This window comes from Pseudomonas sp. P65(2024) (assembly GCF_057480955.1).
In genome coordinates this window covers 79,798-96,861 of the sequence record NZ_JBLIYX010000010.1, presented here as the reverse complement: position 1 = coordinate 96,861, position 17,064 = coordinate 79,798, and the positions used below count along the sequence as shown (strand labels likewise).

The following is a 17,064-nucleotide window of genomic DNA, read 5'->3' as shown; positions in this document are numbered from 1 at the left end:
GGTTTACTTGCCTCCAAACAGACGCGCGAAGAATCCTTGCTTCTGCACGTCGATGAACCGCAGGGGCTTCTCTTTGCCCAGCAGACGGTCGACGGTGTCACTGTACGCCTGGCCGGCATCGCTCTGGTCGTCAAGGATGACCGGGATGCCCTGGTTGGAGGCCTTGAGAACGGCTTGCGACTCGGGAATCACACCCTTGAGCTTGATCGCCAGGATCTCTTCGACGTCGGCGATGCTGAGCATTTCGCCCTTCTCGACGCGCTCGGGGTGGTAACGGGTGATCAGCAGGTGTTCCTTGATCGGCTCCTCGCCGTTCTCGGAGCGGCGCGACTTGCTCGACAGGATGCCCAGCATGCGGTCGGAGTCGCGTACCGAGGACACCTCGGGGTTGGTCACGACGATGGCTTCGTCGGCGAAGTACATTGCCAGGTGCGCGCCTTTCTCGATACCGGCCGGCGAGTCGCAGATGACGTAGTCGAAGGTTTCCTTCAGCTCCATCAGGACCTTTTCCACGCCTTCCTGGGTCAGGGCGTCCTTGTCGCGGGTCTGGCTGGCGGCCAGCACGAACAGGTTCTCCAGGCGCTTGTCCTTGATCAGGGCCTGCTGCAGGTTGGCCTCGCCGTTGACCACGTTGACGAAGTCGTACACCACGCGGCGCTCGCAGCCCATGATCAGGTCGAGGTTACGCAGGCCGACGTCGAAGTCGACGATGACAGTCTTGTAGCCGCGCAGTGCGAGGCCGGTACCGATGGCGGCGCTGGTGGTGGTCTTGCCCACACCCCCCTTGCCGGAAGTGACGACGAGAATCTTGGCCAAGGTGTTTCACCCCTAAATAAACGGGACGCGTGTCCCTGCAAATACAAAAAACGGCAACGGGAAAAAAGTTGCGCTAAAAATGCCGGCAAGTATCCGTTAAAGACGGGTGATGTTCAACACGTCGCCGGACAGGCTGACCTGCACGCCCGAGCCCCACAGCGGGTCGCGGCGCAGGTCTTCGCACACTTTGTACTGGCCGGCGATGGAGACCATTTCCGCGGTCATCTGCTGGCAGAAGATGCGCGCCTTGGTGTTGCCCTTGATACCGGCCAGGGCGCGGCCGCGCATGGCGCCGTACACATGGATGTTGCCATCGGCGAGAAGTTCCGCGCCGGGGCTGACCGAGCCTGTCACCACCAGGTCGCCGCCCTGGGCGTAGATCTGCTGGCCGCCGCGCACCGGCGAGGTGATGATGCGGGTCGGGCGCACCTCGGGTTCGGCCGGCGCCGGTGGCGGAGCTGGCGCGGGTTCGGGCTTCTTCGCTTCCGGTTCGGGCTCGAGCGGGCGTTCACGGGCACCCGACGGCGGCAGCACCGGCAGGTCGATGGCGATCGCCGCGGCGATGTCCTCGATGCGGCTGGCGCGGATCGCCAGGGTGCGCAGGCCATGGTGACGGCACACGCGCATCAGCCCGGGCAGGTCGATGGCGCCCGAGTCATGGGGCAGCTTGTCCAGGGCCAGCACCAGCGGGGTGTTGCTGAAGAAATTCGGCGCCTGCGCCACCTTCGCCGCCAGCTGGCGGTCGAGGGATTCGAGGTCGTTGCGCGCCAGTTCCAGCACGGTGATGGCAAGCATGCTGCCCTTGAGCTGGAACACGGGGGCGTTGTCGGGTGTCTGGTTGGGGCTCATGGTCTGCATAGACGGCTTGTTGCGAAAAAAGTGCCCTGACTTATAGCGATAAGACCGATTGCCCGCAACCGATGTAGAATGCCGGGCTCATGTCTTGCCGGAAGCTTCAATGGAACGCCCGCGTTTTCGATCCTCTTTCCTCCACCCGCGATTCTGGGGGCTGTGGCTGGGCCTGGGCCTGCTGTGGCTGGTCGCCCAACTGCCGTACCGTGCCCTGCTGGGCCTGGGCCGCGCCCTGGGCGCGGTGATGTACCGGGTAGCCGGCGAGCGCCGGCGCATTGCCGCGCGCAACCTCGAGCTGTGTTTCCCCGAACTGTCCGGCGACGAACGGCAATATCTGCTCAAGGAAAACTTCGCCTCCACCGGCATCGCCTTCTTCGAGATGGCCATGAGCTGGTGGTGGCCAAAGGCCCGGCTGGCGCGCCTGGCCCACATCGAGGGCATCGAGCACCTGCAGGCCGCCCAGCGCGAAGGCGAGGGCGCCATCCTCATGGCCGTGCACTTTACCACCCTGGAGATCGGCGCCGCGCTGCTGGGGCAGGCCCACACCATCGACGGCATGTACCGCGAGCACGGCAACCCGGTGTTCGACTTCATCCAGCGCCGCGGTCGCGAGCGCCACAACCTCGATTCACTGGCCGTGGAGCGCGACGACGTGCGCGGCATGCTCAAGCTGCTGCGCAAGGGCCGGGCGATCTGGTACGCGCCGGACCAGGACTATGGCATCAAGCAGAGTATCTTCGTGCCGCTGTTCGGCATTCCCGCGGCCACCGTCACCGCCACCACCAAGTTCGCCCGGCTGGGCAAGGCCCGGGTGATTCCGTTCACCCAGCGGCGCCTGGAGGACGGCAGCGGCTATCGTCTGGTGGTGCATCCGCCGCTCGCTGACTTCCCCGGCGAAACCGAGGAGGCCGACTGCCTGCGCATCAACCAGTGGGTAGAGGGCGTGCTGCGCGAGTGCCCGGAGCAGTACCTTTGGGCGCACCGGCGCTTCAAGTCGCGGCCCGAGGGCGAGCCACGGCTGTACGACAAGAAGAAAAAATGACACTGGGGCCGCGTGGTAGCGGGCTGGCCCCGCGATAGGGCGGTCACTGGCAAGCACTGATTCCAGGGAGGAGCAATGACCTCAACCACCGGCCTGATCCTCTCCGGCGGCGGTGCCCGCGCGGCCTACCAGGTCGGCGTGCTGGCCGGCATCGCCGAGCTGCTGCCCCCTGGGGCGGCCAATCCCTTCCCGGTGATCGTCGGTACCTCCGCTGGCGCGATCAATGCCGTCAAGCTGGCCAGCGGGGCTACCCGCTTCGCCGAATCGGTGCAGCACCTGACCGCCTTCTGGCAGAACTTTCGCAGCCACCTGGTGCTGCGCAGCGACTGGCCCGGGGTGATCCGCCAGGCCAGCCGCTTCGTCGGCCACAGCCTGCTGGGGCTCGGCGGCCAGGTGCCGGTGGCGCTGCTCGACAGTCGCCCGCTGCGCCGCCTGCTGCATGAGCACCTGGACCTGGACGGCATCGCCCACTCCCTGGCGGCCAATCAGTTGCGCGCCATTGCCGTGACCGCCTTTGGCTACGAGTCCGGCCAGGCGGTGACCTTCTACCAGGGGCGCGACACCATCGAGCCCTGGCTGCGCCACCGGCGCATCGGCATGCCCACGCCGTTGACCATCGACCACCTGCTGGCCAGCTCGGCGATCCCGCTGTTGTTCGCGCCGGTGCGCCTGGGCGATGAGTTCTTCGGAGATGGCGCGGTGCGCCAGTCGGCGCCGATCAGCCCGGCGCTGCACCTGGGCGCCAGCCGCGTGCTGGTGGTCGGCGTCAGTGGCAACCCCCAGCGCCCGGCGCCGCCCTTGCCCACCCAGCGCGTGTTCAGCGGCCAGCAGCCGAGCCTGGCGCAGATCGGCGGGCATATGCTCAACAGCACGTTCATCGACAGTCTCGAGGACGATATCGAGTTGCTGCAGCGGCTCAACCATCTCAGCCACCTGATGCCGGCGCACCTGGACGCCCGGCGCCTGGGGCTGGCGCCGATCGAGGTGCTGGTGGTGGCGCCCAGCCAGCCGCTGGACGAGATCGCCGCCCGTCATCGGCGCGAGTTGCCAGCGGCGCTGAGGCTTTTCCTGCGTGGGCCTGGCGCTACCAAGACCAGCGGGGCGGGGGTGCTGAGCTACCTGCTGTTCGAGGCGAGCTATTGCAGCGAGCTGATCGAGTTGGGGCGCAAGGATGCGTTGGCCAAGAAACGGGAGCTGTGTCAGTTCCTCGGACTGCCTGGCTGAACACTCCTGTGGGAGCGGCCTTGCGTCGCGATAGGGCTGCGATGCAGCCCCAGGATGTGTGCCCGGTTCAAGATTGCCGGGGCCGCTTTGCGGCCCTTTCCGACCGGTCCGACGCCTCGGCAAGGCCGCTCCCACAGCGCTTATTCGGCGATCTGCAACTTGCGCGCCTGGGTATACACATACCGTAGCTTCTCGTATTCGAACGGCGAGTTGGTCTGCCCGTAGCGGAAGTTGGTGCTGTAGCGCTTGTCCACCGCCCGCAGCACGGTGAGCTCCGGGTGGTCGCTGGCGGTGTCGGGCACGTTCAGGTAGTTGATCTCCTTCTCCCCCACGTAGTCGACCACCAGTCCGGTGGTATCGCGCAGGTTCGATGGCCCGAGGATCGGCAGCATCAGGTATGGCCCGTCCGGTACCCCGTAGAAGCCCAGGGTTTGGCCGAAGTCCTCGCTCTGCCGGGGCAGCCCCATCTTGGTCGCCGGGTCCCACAGGCCGCCGACACCGATGATGGTGTTGAACATCAGCCGCGCGGTGATTTCTGCTGAACGCTTGGGCTTGAGCTGCAGCACGCTGTTGAACAGGTTGGGCACGTCGCCCAGGTTGTTGAAGAAGTTGCTCACCCCGGTGCGCACGAAGCTGGGGGTGACGTAGCGGTAGCCATCGACCACCGGCAGGAACACCCACTGGTCGAAGCGGTAGTTGAAGTGGTAGATGCGCCGGTTCAGCGACTCCAGCGGGTCGTAGATGTTCAGCGCGGCCAGGGTCGAGCGTTCGAACTCGCGCTGGTCCAGGCCGGGGTTGAACTTGAGTTCGCGCAGCGGATCGACGAAGCCGTCGGCCTCCACGGTCAGGGTTTCGGTCTTGTCGGCCTCGACCACGCTGGCACGCGGCGCGACTTCCTCGGCCAGGGCGCAGCCGCTGGCGAGCAGGGCGGTGACGAGCAGCAGTCTGTTAACCACGGAAGAACTCCAGCATGGCGTCGCTGTTGACGCGGTAGTTGAGGTTGCCGCAATGGCCGCCATGGGGGTAGAGCGTCAGCCGTTCGCCGAACACCCGGCGCAGGAAACCGATGTCGCCGGGGCCGAGGATTACGTCGTCGGCGTTATGCATCACGGCGATCTTGGGGCTGGCGCGCAGGTAGTCCTCCAGCGCGTACAGGCTCACCTGGTCGACCAGTTGCAGCAGGCTGTTGCCGTCGGTGCGCGCCCGCCACATGGGGATCACCTGCTCGGTCAGATAGCAGTCGAAGTCGCATTGCAGCGCCCGTTTGAAGAACGGCTCCAGGCTGCTGCCCTCGGTAATCGGGAACTTAGGCGGAATGATCAGGCCACGGCGGTTGATCAGGTCGGAGGTGAAGGCAATGTCGGCGGCCGAGAAGCGGAACGAAGTGCCGATGAGCATGGCCATCTGTTCATTGGACAGGTGTTGGCGCGACTTCTGGAAGTCATACAGCAGCGCTTCGTTGAGGTCGATGTAGCCCTTGTCCTGGAAGTAGCGGGTCAGTTTCTCCAGCATCAACTCATAGAAGGTGGTGCTGCGGTCGATGCCCTTGACCCGGGTCTGCACCAGCTTGTCCAGGTTGGTGATCGAGGTGTACAGGTTGACCGGCGGGTTGAGCAGCAGCACGCGCTTGAAGTTGAAGCTCTGGCGGGTTTCGTCGAGCTTGCTGACGAACGCCGCGTCCAGCGCCCCGAGGCTGTAGCCGGTGAGGTAGTACTCGCTGACCGGCAGGCGTGCCTGCTGGGCGCGCACCGCCTGCATGACCCGGTACAGGTCCTTGGCGTCCTCGCTGGTCACCCCGGGAGTGGCGAAGCGCGAAGCGGCGCTCATGAAGTCCCAGCTGGTCGGCGATGACAGCTGCACCACGTGGTAGCCGGCCTGGTAGAACAGTTTCTTCAGGTACTCGTTGATGCTGCTGGAGTAGGGCGCGCCGGTACCGGCGATCAAGAAGATCAACGGCGCCTCGTGGTCCTGCTTGGCCAGGCGGTAGCGCAGTTTCTTCACCGACCAGAAGTTGTCGGGCAGGGTGAACTCGCGCTCCGGGCGCAGGGTAAGGCTGTAGTCGGCCTGGTCGATATCGTCGTCGCTGGGCAGCGTCGGGCGCTGTTCAGGCGGCGTGGTGGCGATGGTCGCCTCGAACGGGTTGGTCAACGGATAGCCGTAGCTCGCCGCGTCGATATCCCGCGCCGATGCGGCCGCAGCCAGGAGCAGGCCGCCGAGCAGGGCGGCGAGGCGCAAAGATCGAAGCATGTAGTCCCCCAAGGAAAACGCAAGGTCGTGCAATACGCAGGCTAGGACCACGGCGTGTTGGACAAAGTTGCCCGTTGCCCTGTCGTTCGTCGCACAAGATGTTGCCGCGCCGGACAACATTTGTCTTGTGCAACATAGCTGCAGGGCCATGATTTTGCCTTGTCGCGGCCCGTGGGCGATCATGCAATGCTTAGATTACCGCTATTGGAGATCCGCATGGCGCGTTGGTGGCCAGTCGTTGCCCTGTTGCTGTTCCTGCCCTTGTGGCTGGCCGCCAGTTATGGCGTGCGTTATGGGCTGATGGAGGATGCCCGGTGGGTCGGGCTGTGCAGCGTGTCGGGAGAGGTCTGGCAATGCCAGGCGCGTTCGCTGCTGGGCTTGGGGATACATTTCCAAGCCATTGCCTGGGGGGCATTGGGGTTGGCGTTGCTCAGCCAACTGACGCCTGGCCGAGGCGGGTGGTGGCTGGCGGCGCTGGCGCTGCTGTTCGGGATTCCGGCACTGGTGCTCTATACCGCGAGCATCGCGGTGTTTGCCGTGGTATTGGCGGGATTGCGGCTGGTCCGGCAAGCCGGCTCTCACAGGGCATGACGCCTGGCCTGTGGGAGCCGGCATGCCGGCGAATCGAGGACGAAGTCCTCGCAATCGGTTCACGCCAAGCGCAGTTTGAGGCTTCGCCATAACGCGCCAGCCATCAACACGCTGACCACCGCCCAGCCCCATGCCTGTCGATTCGCCAACCCTTCCTGGAACAACTGCGGTGCCACTCCAGCGCCCACGATAAAGGCCAGCAACGCCACCTCCGCCCGCCGCGCCGGCACCGGTCGCAGCAGATAGACCACCGCCGGCAACAGCAACGCCGCGCTGGGAAAGCTGCGATAACGCGGGTCGAACACCATCGCCAGCATGCTCACTGCCGCGGCGAATCCCGCCGCCAGCAACCAGGTGCCCGCGTGCGCCTCGAGCCAGGTGAACAGCCGCTGGCGCCAGCCGTCTGGACGAGCCAGGGCCAGTGCGCCGTGGGCCAGCACCAACAGGTTCAAGCCAGCCAGGGCACCCGCCCACAGCCACTCCCCGACAAAGCGGGCATTGGTGCGCATCAGTTCCCCCCACAGCCCCAGGCTGCCGGCACCCAGGGCCGCCAGCAACGGCAGCAGCAGGGCGGCACGGCGGCTTGCCGGGCGCCCGGCCAGGGTCAGGGTCGCCAGCATCAGCAACACGCTGGCCAGCAACCACTGCGGCCACAACGCCAGGTTGCTCACCGGCCCTTCGAGCACGCCCTTGTCCTGGCGGTCGGCATCGTATAGCCCCCAGTAGCCGCCCACGGCGCCTTCGCTGGCACGTTTCCAGGGCTGGTCGAATGCCTCGATCAGGTTGTAGCGCCAGCCGTTGGCTTCGGCCAAGGCGACGAAGCCGCGGATGAAACGCGCCTCGTTGACCCGGCTCGGCTCGGCGGTTTCGCGCTGGCGTCCTTCGCTGGGCCAGCCGGTCTCGCCGATCAGGACGTCCTTGGGCGCGAAGCGGTTGCCGAACACCTGGCGCACCTCGGCCACATGGGCCAGCGCCGCATCGATGCCACGCGGGTCGTCTTCCCAGTAGGGCAACAGGTGGATGGTGAGGAAGTCCACCGCCGGTGCGATCTGCGGGTGTTGCAGCCAGAATTCCCAGACGTCGGCGTAGGTCACCGGCACCTTGACCTGGCTTTTCACTTTCTCGATCAGCCCGGCCAGGCGCTCGCCGGTGACTTCCTTGCGCAGCAGCGCCTCGTTGCCGACGATCACCGCGCTGACCACGTCGGGGTTGGCATTGGCCGCGGCGATAAGCCGTTCGACTTCCTTGTCGGTGTCCACCGGGTTGGCGTTGACCCAGGCGCCGAGCATCACCTTCAGGCCATGCTTGCGGGCCAGCGCCGGGATTGCCTCAAGGCCGGTCATCGAATAGGTGCGGATGCACTGGAATCGCTCGCTCAGCAACGCCAGGTCGGCGTCCATGCGCGCCGGGCGTAGGCGAAACGGCTGGTCGAACGGTGACTGGTCCTTGTCGAAGGGGGTGTAGGACGCGCACTGCAGCTTGTGCGTCGGGCTCGCCGCATCAGGCAGGTGCACCGGCTTGCCGAGGCCGTACCAGAGCGCCCACAGGCCGCCAAGGGCGAGCAGGCAGGCGAGCAGGTACGCAGGCAGGAGCAGTCGGGTGTTACTGGGCATCGGGCAGTCCGTCGTCAAGCACAAAGGGCTAGATGATAGCCGCAAATGACCGGCGCCAAGCCTTTGGCATGCAAGGATCGCGCAGGTCGATCGAGTGTCATGGCGTTAATGGCACAGTGCTGTCGCTGATCGTTCGCTGGAGGTCGCTGACAGAGCAGGTCGTGCGCGGGGGCAGGTCGATGATGCTCTCTCCAAGACCTGACGAGGGATGCTTTGATGGCGACTTTTACAAGAGTACGACGTTTCCTGAGTGTGGGCGCCGCCCTGGTATTGACCATGAGCACTGCGCAGGCCATGGCCAAGGAAGTGAGCATCGGTTACGTGGATGGCTGGTCGGACAGCGTGGCCACGACCAACGTGGCCGCCGAAGTGATCAGGCAGAAACTCGGCTATGACGTGAAGCTGCAGGCCGTGGCCACCGGGATCATGTGGCAGGGCGTGGCCACCGGCAAGCTCGATGCCATGCTTTCGGCCTGGCTGCCGGTGACCCATGGCGAGTACTGGGCCAAGAACAAGGACAACGTCGTCGACTACGGACCGAACTTCAAGGATGCCAAGATCGGCCTGATCGTCCCCGAGTACGTCAAGGCCAACAGCATCGCCGACCTCAAGACCGATGCCAGCTTCAAGAACAAGATCGTCGGCATCGATGCCGGCTCCGGGGTCATGCTCAAGACCGAGCAGGCCATCAAGGACTACGACCTGACCGGCTACAAACTGACGGCCAGTTCCGGCGCGGCGATGACCGCCGAGCTGGGCCGCTCCTACGCCAAGCAGCAGTCCATCGCCGTGACCGGCTGGGTACCGCACTGGATGTTCGCCAAGTGGAAGCTCAAGTTCCTCGAGGATCCCAAGGGCGTGTACGGCGCCGCCGAGACGGTCAACAGCATCGGCAGCAAGGAGCTGGCGAGCAAGGCGCCGGAAGTGGCCGAGTTCCTGGAGAGGTTCCAGTGGCAGTCCAAGGACGAGATCGGCGAAGTGATGTTGGCGATTCAGGAAGGCGCCAAGCCGGAGGCCGCGGCCAAGGACTGGCTGGCCAAGCATCCGGAGCGGGTCAAGGAGTGGACCGGCAAGTGATGGCTTGAGATGGGGCTGCCGTGCAGCCCTTTCGCCGGCAAGCCGGCTCCCGCAGTGTCGGCGCAGATACCTGTCGGAGCCGGCTTGCCGGCGAAAAGGGCGCGCAGCGTCCCCAGGATTTGTTACCGATCTTGCAAAACACCGTTGCATCTAAGACTAAGGTCGTCTGGTTGGCGTCCAGCGGCAGCATAAAGTTGGAGTCGGGTTCTCCCTACTCTGTGCTGCTAGGACAAAAACAATGAACGACAGCATTTACCAATCGATACAGAACAGTCCGCGCTTCAAGGAACTGGTCACCAAGCGTGAGCGCTTCGCCTGGATTCTCTCGGCGATCATGCTCGGCCTGTACTGCGCCTTCATCCTCCTCATCGCCTATGGCCCGCACGTGCTGGGCGCCAAGCTCAGCCCCGATTCGTCCATCACCTGGGGCATTCCCCTGGGCGTCGGCCTGATTGTCTCGGCCTTCGTGCTCACCGCGCTCTACGTGCGTCGCGCCAACGGCGAGTTCGATGAACTGAACAAGGCCATTCTCGAGGAGGCCAAGCAATGATCCGTCACGCCAAAGCCCTGGCCGTCCTGGCCTGCGGTGCCTTCGCACCCGCCGTGTGGGCCGCCGATGCCCTGACCGGCGAGGTGCAGAAACAGCCGCTGAACGTCTCGGCGATCGCCATGTTCGTGGCTTTCGTCGCCTTCACCCTGGGCATTACCTACTGGGCCTCCAAACGCAACAAGTCGGCGGCCGACTATTACGCCGCCGGCGGCAAGATCACTGGCTTCCAGAACGGCCTGGCGATCGCCGGCGACTATATGTCGGCGGCCTCGTTCCTGGGTATTTCCGCGCTGGTGTTCACCTCGGGCTACGACGGTCTGATCTACTCCATCGGCTTCCTCGTCGGCTGGCCGATCATCCTGTTCCTGATCGCCGAGCGCCTGCGCAACCTGGGCAAGTACACCTTTGCCGACGTGGCCTCGTATCGTCTCGGGCAGAAGGAAATCCGCACCCTGTCGGCCTCGGGCTCGCTGGTGGTGGTGGCGTTCTACCTGATCGCGCAGATGGTCGGTGCCGGCAAGCTCATCGAGCTGCTGTTCGGCCTGGACTACCACGTGGCGGTGATCCTGGTGGGCATCCTGATGTGCCTGTACGTGCTGTTCGGCGGCATGCTCGCCACCACCTGGGTGCAGATCATCAAGGCGGTGCTGCTGCTGTCCGGTGCCAGCTTCATGGCGCTGATGGTGATGAAACACGTGGGCTTCGACTTCAACACCCTGTTCTCCGAAGCGATCAAGGTGCATGCCAAGGGCGAGGCGATCATGAGCCCGGGCGGCCTGGTCAAGGATCCGATCTCGGCGTTCTCGCTGGGCTTGGCGCTGATGTTCGGCACCGCGGGCCTGCCGCACATCCTGATGCGCTTCTTCACCGTCAGCGACGCCAAGGAAGCGCGCAAGTCGGTGCTCTACGCCACCGGTTTCATCGGCTACTTCTACATCCTGACCTTCATCATCGGCTTCGGCGCGATCCTGCTCGTCAGCACCAATCCCGACTTCAAGGACGCCGCCGGCGCCCTGATCGGCGGCAACAACATGGCGGCGGTGCACTTGGCCGATGCCGTGGGTGGCAGCGTGTTCCTCGGCTTCATCTCGGCAGTGGCCTTCGCCACCATCCTGGCGGTGGTCGCCGGCCTGACCCTGGCCGGTGCCTCGGCGGTGTCCCATGACCTGTACGCCAGTGTCTGGCGCAAGGGCAAGGCCAACGACAAAGACGAGATCCGCGTGTCGAAGATCACCACCATCGCCCTGGGCGTGCTGGCGATTGGTCTGGGCATCCTGTTCGAGAAGCAGAACATCGCCTTCATGGTCGGCCTGGCCTTCTCCATCGCCGCCAGCTGCAACTTCCCGGTGCTGCTGCTCTCGATGTATTGGAAGAAGCTGACCACCCGCGGCGCCATGATCGGTGGCTGGATGGGCCTGATCAGCGCGGTGGGCCTGATGATTCTCGGCCCGACCATCTGGGTGCAGATCCTCGGTCACGAGAAAGCCATCTACCCGTACGAGTACCCGGCGCTGTTCTCGATGATCATCGCTTTCGCCGGCATCTGGTTCTTCTCGGTTACCGACAAGTCCAAGGCTGCCGAGAACGAGCGCGCGCTGTTCTTCCCACAGTTCGTCCGCTCGCAGACCGGCCTGGGAGCCAGTGGCGCGGTATCGCACTGATACCTTGAGCTGAACACACAATGCCCCGGCCTATGCCGGGGCATTGTGCTTTCAGAGTTGTCGCATTACCTGCCGCTAGGAAATTTCTTAGGCCCGCTCGGAACGGTCTTAGTCATCGCCGTGACGTGTTCGCCAATACTTCTCCTCACCCGCTGGCCGCGCGCCGGCAGGCATTGACCAATTTAAGGAGATCAGATTCGTGAACCGCACGTTACTCGCCCTTCCCCTGGCCATGTTCTTCGCAGGCTCCGCTTTTGCGGTGGACCCGATCGAGAAGCAGGTACAGGTGACCGCCCAGGTGCCGACCGACGCTTTCTTCGTCGAGCCGGTAGGCGGCAACTGGATGAACGACCCGCAGGAAATGGCCTGGAACTCGTATCAGGCCAAGCTCGATCCGATCCGCAAGCAATTGCAGGTCAAGAGCACTGTGGGCCCGATCACCGCCTATCTGGTTTCGCCGGCGGTCATCGCCAGCGGCACCGAAAACATCGGCCTCGACGTCAAGGTCGGCGACACCGTGCTGCAGACCACCCCGGCCGAAGTCGTCAGCGCCACCCAGGCGGCACCGGGCGCGATCATCGGCTTCGAGGTGGCGGCCCAGCCCGCGCCGGCGAGCGGTTATGTGCCTGGCAATTACCAGGGCCTGGTGAGCATGATCTTCGAAACCGCCGCACCCTGAGCCTTCTCTCTTCGTTCATCCGTTGTTCCCCCTGACCCTCGGCTCCCGCCGAGGGACGGGTGGGTATTGCCTGCAAGCGACACCTCATGACCAATCATTCCATCCTGGCGGCCATGGGCCGCTGCTTGCTGTTGCCGGCCTGGCTGGCCGTCCACGCGCCCGCTAGCCAGGCCGCCGGCAATGCACTTGGTGCCGTCGATGGCCTGCCGCGCGAGTTCGAAGCGCATTTTTTTGATGTGCCGCTGGCGGTCCGGGTCGACCTTGATGGGCGCTACCTGGGTGATGCCATGGTGGTGCTCAGTCGCGATCAGCGCGTGCAGCTGCTGGAGTTCACCGATACCCTCGACAGCCGTGAACCGGAAAGCCTGCGCCGCCGCTGGCACGAGCGCCTGTTTGACGGCCGTCCTTTGGGGGACTGCCGCGGTGATTGCCCCGACGGCCTGCGCGCGGTGCACTACAGCCTAGTGAACTCGCAGCTGTCACTATTGACCGACCAGGCCGAGATCGCTGAGGTCAGTGAACGTTTTCACCGCCAGCCGGAGCAGGGCAGCTATGGGCTGCTACTACGCAACCAGCTCAACCTGGTCAATGACGGCCATGCCACCAGTGGTCGTTATGCATTGCAGGGCCAGGGCAGCGTCGGCAATTGGACCACCTTGGCCGATGGCCAGCTTGACCGGGGTAGCGACAGCCGCCAGGGCACGCGCCACCGGGTCGACCAGCTGTATGCCGAGCGCCTGGTAGAAAACCAGTTTTATCGGCTGGGCTACTTCACCCCAAGCGCCCAGGGGTTGACCCGCCAGCCGCGGTTGATGGGAAGCACGGCCGATACCACCTTCGGCTTGATGCTGGGGAGCAGCGACAGCCTGGCCATCGATACTGGCGCACCCAGCACCACGCCGATCTACGTTACCCCTAATCGTCCCGCCGTCGCCGAGGTCTATCGCAATGGCGTGCTGATCAACAGTCAACCGGTGCAGCCTGGTTTGCAGACCCTCGACACCAAGGTCCTGCCCGGGGGCATCTACGAAGTCGAGGTACGGCTGGTCGAAGACGGCCAGGAAACCTCGCGCAGTCAGGAGTTCATCTACAAACCCAGTAACTGGCGCAGCACCGATGCGCCCTGGCGCTACAACCTTTACCTGGGGCGCCAGAGCACATTGCTGAGCAACTGGGAGCGTGATACCGACGACAGCCTCGCCGCTGGCGTGCTGGCCAACTACATGTTGCATCCGCGGGCGATCCTGGGTATGTCGGCGCAACGGGTTGATGACGCCATGCAGTATGGCACCTCGCTGGACTGGGATATGCGTGAGCGTTTCAAGCTGTACGCCAACCTGTTCCAGACGCAAGGGCAGGGCAACGGCTACGACATCCAGCTGATCCATGCCTATGACAGTGGTTCGTTGGTTGCCAGCCACAGCCGAACCTGGCTGGCGCGCCCTGACTGGCGCCGCCTCGATGATAGAGCGCGGCGGCCATTCCAGGCGCGCCAGACACAGTCGTCCCTGTCGCTGAACCATCGCCTCGATCCGCGCAATACCGTCAGCATGCGGCTTTCGCAGTCTGAAGACGTCAATGCCGGCACCGGTCTCGACCTGGGGTGGGCTTACTATGGTCGGCTGCTGGGCTCCGATGCCAACTGGCGGTTGTCGCTGTTCGATCGTCCAGGAACGGCAGCCACCGGCGAATCTCGCAGCCGCGGCGTTAACTTGAGCCTGAGCATGAGTCTGGGTGGCGGCAGTGGTCGGCGTGTGTCCGCCAGTGTCGGTAGCCGCACCTCGCGCGACGGCGGGCGCGATCTCAACGCCTCGCTGGCCTACCAGCAAGATGTCGATATCGGCCCGCTGCGCAGCGTCGGCGCAACGCTCAGTGCGGACCGCTACGGCGCAGGGCTTGGCGGCGATACCCAGTTCGAGAGTCAGGTCGTGCACGGCGATGCCTATGTCCAGCGTTCGTCCTACAGCGGCGACTTCACCGGTGGCCTGAATCTGCAGAGCATGTTGGCCGTGGGAGCAGGCAAGGCGGCCATGAGTGGTCAGTACCTGCCGCACCAGGCCGGGCTGATCGTTGATGTCGAGACCGATATCGAGGGGTTGAAGCTGCGCGCCGACGACCGCCATGGCGGTTCCGCCAACCTGCAGCCTGGGCGCAACCTGATCCCGGTTGCAGCCTACAAGGCCGGGCATGTGCAGTTCGATTTTGAGGGCAGCGCGGTCACCGCAGCCGTTATCCAGCCCGCGAGCCTGGACTATCACCTCAACCGTGGCGGCATCGAATACCGTGAACTGCGGGTGTTGCGCACTGTTACCGTGCTTGGGCGCCTGTTTGACGAGCATGGCAAGCCGATGCGCGGCGCCCAGTTGATCAACCACGCCAGCCGCAGTGTCACCGAAACCGATGGCTTCTTTGCGGTCGAGATGAGCGAGTTGAACCCTACCTTGGAGATTCGCCAGCAGGGGCAGGCGGTATGCCTGCTGAGTCTGGACGTGAGCACGTTGGCGCGGGAGGACGATGTGCTGCTGGCTGGCGACCAACGCTGTGTGCCTGGGGTGGCGCAGGTCGAGGCGGTTGTACGCAACGGGCAGGGTTAAGCCGTTCAGTAAGGTGCAGCTCGGAGGATCCCTGCTCAGGGTAAAGGCCTACTGCCGTTTAGGGCGTTTCAGATTGCCATGCGGGAAGGTTCCCGCAGGTTCGGCCATGGCCACGCAGCCACTCCCCATCAATACTTTCCCGTCAATGACGCACGGAGTTCGCATCATGAATATTTTCCGCCTGCTGGCCTCGACACTGCTGGCGCTGCCTCTGGTTGCCAGTGCCGCTCCCGAGCTCAATGTCGGCGCGCTTTATGACTACGTCGACGGTGACAAGAGCACCTTGCTCAAGCGGGTACGCAACAGCGGCGACACCACTGCGTTCGTCAAGGTCAGCGTCGCTGAACTGGTGTATGACGCAACTGGTGTTGCCCGTGAAATTGCCACCGATGGGCTGCCACTGGAACAGCGCGGCTTGATCGCCAGCCCGGCGCGGCTGATCATCCCCGCCCAAGGCATGCAGGCGGTACGCCTGCTTTATCGTGGCTCACGGGAGCAGGAGCGCTATTTCCGTCTGCGCTTCGTACCGGTGCTTCCGGAGTCGGGCGATGGTTTCATGGTGGATGACCAGGAGGCGGAAAAGTACCGTGACAGCCTCAAGGCCGGGGTCAATCTGCTGGCCGGATATGGCTCGCTGTTGTTCGTCCGGCCTGCCGAGACACGCTACCAGACCCACGTACGGCGCGCAGGCGGGCAACTGACTGTCGTGAACCAGGGTAACGCCACGGTTGTGCTCGATCATTTTCGCCTGTGCCAAGCCGCAGGGCAGGGATGTGCGCCCGCCACCAAACACCACGTCCTGCCGGGTCGCACCCGGCAGTTCGACGGGGAGACCGGCAAGGTGCATCAGCTCGAGTTAATTGAGGGCGGTAATACCAAGGCAATGGTGGTGGAGGGATGATCGTGTTTTTTTCATCCATCAGACAGCGAGGGTGGGCACGCTGGGGCTGCGCGATAGTACTGTGCGGGGTCATGCCAGTGGCCAGCGCATTGGACGTGACTATCAGCGCAGAGTACCGGGGTGGCGGATCAGGTCGCTTCGAAAACACAACGCCTCCGGGTGGGGGGTGCAGGTACTGGCCCACCACGTGCCGAGGGGCCACGACGGTCGACTTGCCGATTACCTTCACGAAAAAAGCGGTACAGGAGGCGGCGGATCCGCGCGACGAGTTCTTCCTGCAGCTTCCCGGGCGGCGTGAGGTGGACGTCTACCACGATGAAACCGGTGAGCCGCGACGAATGGCCTTCGAGTGGACGTTGTTCAGCGTGATTGCGAAGAGCGCAAGGCTCGATCGCAATCCAACTTATAACCGGATACTCGGAGGATGTGTTTTCGGTGGTGGATCGTCCGGCAGTTGGGGAGATGGCAGGGCGCGGGTGCTTTGGCGTCTAAGTGATTCGCTCACGCCTGGCGCTTGCTGGTCGCGTAGCATCTATGCTCCCGCAGGCACCGTGATGCAGGCTGACGTTGAAGAACTCAGTGTGGGTTTCAACCTGAACATACCGCCACCTTACCGGCTCAAGGCCGGCAAGTACCGGGGCTCGACCACCTTTCGCATCGGCCCGGGTGGTGATTTCGACTTTGGCAACGATGTCAGCAACCTGAGTGGTGACAGCCTCACCATCAATTTTGAACTCGATGTGCAGCACGCCTTCATGTTCGAGTTTCCGCCTGGTTCCGACCGGGCTGTGCTGGAGCCCAGGAACGGCTGGCAGGCCTGGTTGGCCGGTGGCAAGGCGCCGCAGCGCATCTATCGCGACCTGCCGTTCAGGGTGTGGTCCACCGGCCCGTTCAAGGTCTATAAGCTTTGCCAGCACGACATGGGCGCGCACTGCGCGATCCGCAGTGACGAAGGGGAACAGGTGGCTGTGAAGGTCGCCATGAGTCTGCCTGCGGGTATCCAGCACCGGGGCCAGGCGGTGGAACGCCTGCAGTTGCCTACTGGCCGCTTCGCGGCGCTTCAGTTCGAGGCGGCTATGCCAACGTTGAATCGACCAGGCCAGTTGCATTTCGAGGTGGGACGCAGTGATGTACAAGCGATGCTCAAGCACCCTGGCAGTACTTATGACGGCCAGGTCACCGTGGTCTTCGACGCCGAGCTTTAACCGGCTGAGGTA

15 protein-coding genes are annotated in these 17,064 nt (G+C 64.2%); 10 read left to right on the top strand and 5 right to left on the bottom strand.

From position 1 onward, the window contains the following. Window positions 1–3: 3 nt before the first annotated feature. Together minD and minC are read right to left on the bottom strand one after the other, a co-directional pair. Window positions 4–816 carry a septum site-determining protein MinD gene (minD, locus tag AC25MA_RS15325; protein ID WP_028690866.1) on the bottom strand — a complete coding sequence of 271 codons (813 nt, stop codon included), beginning with the start codon at window positions 814–816 and terminating at the stop codon, window positions 4–6. Window positions 817–912: 96 nt separating this feature from the next. Further along, a complete protein-coding gene (minC, locus tag AC25MA_RS15320; RefSeq protein ID WP_028690865.1) occupies window positions 913–1,674 on the bottom strand; it encodes a septum site-determining protein MinC in 762 nt (253 codons plus the stop codon). 100 nt (window positions 1,675–1,774) lie between these two features. On the opposite strand from minC, the gene AC25MA_RS15315 reads away from it, so the two are divergent. Further along, window positions 1,775–2,710 carry a lipid A biosynthesis lauroyl acyltransferase gene (locus tag AC25MA_RS15315; protein WP_062361464.1) on the top strand — a complete coding sequence of 312 codons (936 nt, stop codon included), beginning with the start codon at window positions 1,775–1,777 and terminating at the stop codon, window positions 2,708–2,710. Window positions 2,711–2,785: 75 nt separating this feature from the next. Further along, on the top strand, window positions 2,786–3,934 hold the full coding sequence (locus AC25MA_RS15310) for a patatin-like phospholipase family protein (RefSeq protein ID WP_028690863.1): 1,149 nt from the start codon (window positions 2,786–2,788) through the stop codon (window positions 3,932–3,934). Window positions 3,935–4,074: 140 nt separating this feature from the next. On the opposite strand, the gene AC25MA_RS15305 is transcribed toward AC25MA_RS15310, so the two are convergent. Both AC25MA_RS15305 and AC25MA_RS15300 read right to left on the bottom strand, forming a co-directional pair. After that, window positions 4,075–4,890 (bottom strand): MlaA family lipoprotein, encoded by an 816-nt coding sequence (locus tag AC25MA_RS15305; protein ID WP_028690862.1) that lies wholly within the window; start codon window positions 4,888–4,890, stop codon window positions 4,075–4,077. Next, entirely contained in the window at window positions 4,883–6,181 is a 1,299-nt protein-coding gene (locus tag AC25MA_RS15300; RefSeq protein ID WP_028690861.1) for an alpha/beta fold hydrolase family protein, read from the bottom strand. Before AC25MA_RS15300 ends, AC25MA_RS15305 begins: the two co-directional genes overlap by 8 nt. Before the next feature lie 216 nt (window positions 6,182–6,397). Between AC25MA_RS15300 and AC25MA_RS15295 the strand changes: the two genes are divergently transcribed. After that, window positions 6,398–6,772 carry a hypothetical protein gene (locus tag AC25MA_RS15295; protein WP_486972190.1) on the top strand — a complete coding sequence of 125 codons (375 nt, stop codon included), beginning with the start codon at window positions 6,398–6,400 and terminating at the stop codon, window positions 6,770–6,772. Between the two features lie 59 nt (window positions 6,773–6,831). Here the strand turns inward: AC25MA_RS15295 and AC25MA_RS15290 are convergent, their stop codons facing one another. Further along, window positions 6,832–8,385: a glycoside hydrolase family 17 protein gene (locus AC25MA_RS15290; protein ID WP_069017453.1), complete on the bottom strand. Its 1,554-nt coding sequence runs from the start codon at window positions 8,383–8,385 to the stop codon at window positions 6,832–6,834. Between the two features lie 216 nt (window positions 8,386–8,601). On the opposite strand from AC25MA_RS15290, the gene AC25MA_RS15285 reads away from it, so the two are divergent. The 7 genes from AC25MA_RS15285 to AC25MA_RS15255 all read left to right on the top strand — a co-directional run bounded on the left by AC25MA_RS15285 (window position 8,602) and on the right by AC25MA_RS15255 (window position 17,052). Continuing rightward, complete coding sequence (locus tag AC25MA_RS15285; protein WP_349738224.1) at window positions 8,602–9,462, top strand: glycine betaine ABC transporter substrate-binding protein; 861 nt, start codon at window positions 8,602–8,604, stop codon at window positions 9,460–9,462. A gap of 238 nt (window positions 9,463–9,700) precedes the next feature. Beyond that, entirely contained in the window at window positions 9,701–10,012 is a 312-nt protein-coding gene (locus tag AC25MA_RS15280) for a DUF485 domain-containing protein (protein ID WP_028690856.1), read from the top strand. Next, on the top strand, window positions 10,009–11,673 hold the full coding sequence (locus AC25MA_RS15275) for a cation acetate symporter (protein ID WP_028690855.1): 1,665 nt from the start codon (window positions 10,009–10,011) through the stop codon (window positions 11,671–11,673). The genes AC25MA_RS15280 and AC25MA_RS15275 overlap by 4 nt, the downstream gene beginning before the upstream one ends. 199 nt (window positions 11,674–11,872) lie before the next feature. Next, window positions 11,873–12,352, top strand: coding sequence for a CS1 type fimbrial major subunit (locus AC25MA_RS15270; protein WP_028690854.1), 480 nt, complete (start codon window positions 11,873–11,875; stop codon window positions 12,350–12,352). An 86-nt stretch (window positions 12,353–12,438) separates the two neighbouring features. Next, window positions 12,439–14,946, top strand: coding sequence for a TcfC E-set like domain-containing protein (locus tag AC25MA_RS15265; protein ID WP_069017454.1), 2,508 nt, complete (start codon window positions 12,439–12,441; stop codon window positions 14,944–14,946). A gap of 166 nt (window positions 14,947–15,112) precedes the next feature. Continuing rightward, window positions 15,113–15,847, top strand: coding sequence for a fimbrial biogenesis chaperone (locus tag AC25MA_RS15260; RefSeq protein ID WP_028690852.1), 735 nt, complete (start codon window positions 15,113–15,115; stop codon window positions 15,845–15,847). 212 nt (window positions 15,848–16,059) lie between these two features. Further along, a complete protein-coding gene (locus AC25MA_RS15255; protein WP_349738226.1) occupies window positions 16,060–17,052 on the top strand; it encodes a hypothetical protein in 993 nt (330 codons plus the stop codon). The last annotated feature ends 12 nt before the right edge of the window (window positions 17,053–17,064 follow it).

Excerpts from the sequence above, each read along its gene's own strand:
- minC (WP_028690865.1), bottom strand. The coding sequence starts at position 1,674 with ATGCAGACCATGAGCCCCAACCAGACACCCGACAACGCCCCCGTGTTC.
- AC25MA_RS15315 (WP_062361464.1), top strand. The coding sequence starts at position 1,775 with ATGGAACGCCCGCGTTTTCGATCCTCTTTCCTCCACCCGCGATTCTGG.
- AC25MA_RS15310 (WP_028690863.1), top strand. The coding sequence starts at position 2,786 with ATGACCTCAACCACCGGCCTGATCCTCTCCGGCGGCGGTGCCCGCGCG.
- AC25MA_RS15300 (WP_028690861.1), bottom strand. The coding sequence starts at position 6,181 with ATGCTTCGATCTTTGCGCCTCGCCGCCCTGCTCGGCGGCCTGCTCCTG.
- AC25MA_RS15295 (WP_486972190.1), top strand. The coding sequence starts at position 6,398 with ATGGCGCGTTGGTGGCCAGTCGTTGCCCTGTTGCTGTTCCTGCCCTTG.
- AC25MA_RS15290 (WP_069017453.1), bottom strand. The coding sequence starts at position 8,385 with ATGCCCAGTAACACCCGACTGCTCCTGCCTGCGTACCTGCTCGCCTGC.
- AC25MA_RS15285 (WP_349738224.1), top strand. The coding sequence starts at position 8,602 with ATGGCGACTTTTACAAGAGTACGACGTTTCCTGAGTGTGGGCGCCGCC.
- AC25MA_RS15280 (WP_028690856.1), top strand. The coding sequence starts at position 9,701 with ATGAACGACAGCATTTACCAATCGATACAGAACAGTCCGCGCTTCAAG.
- AC25MA_RS15275 (WP_028690855.1), top strand. The coding sequence starts at position 10,009 with ATGATCCGTCACGCCAAAGCCCTGGCCGTCCTGGCCTGCGGTGCCTTC.
- AC25MA_RS15265 (WP_069017454.1), top strand. The coding sequence starts at position 12,439 with ATGACCAATCATTCCATCCTGGCGGCCATGGGCCGCTGCTTGCTGTTG.
- AC25MA_RS15260 (WP_028690852.1), top strand. The coding sequence starts at position 15,113 with ATGAATATTTTCCGCCTGCTGGCCTCGACACTGCTGGCGCTGCCTCTG.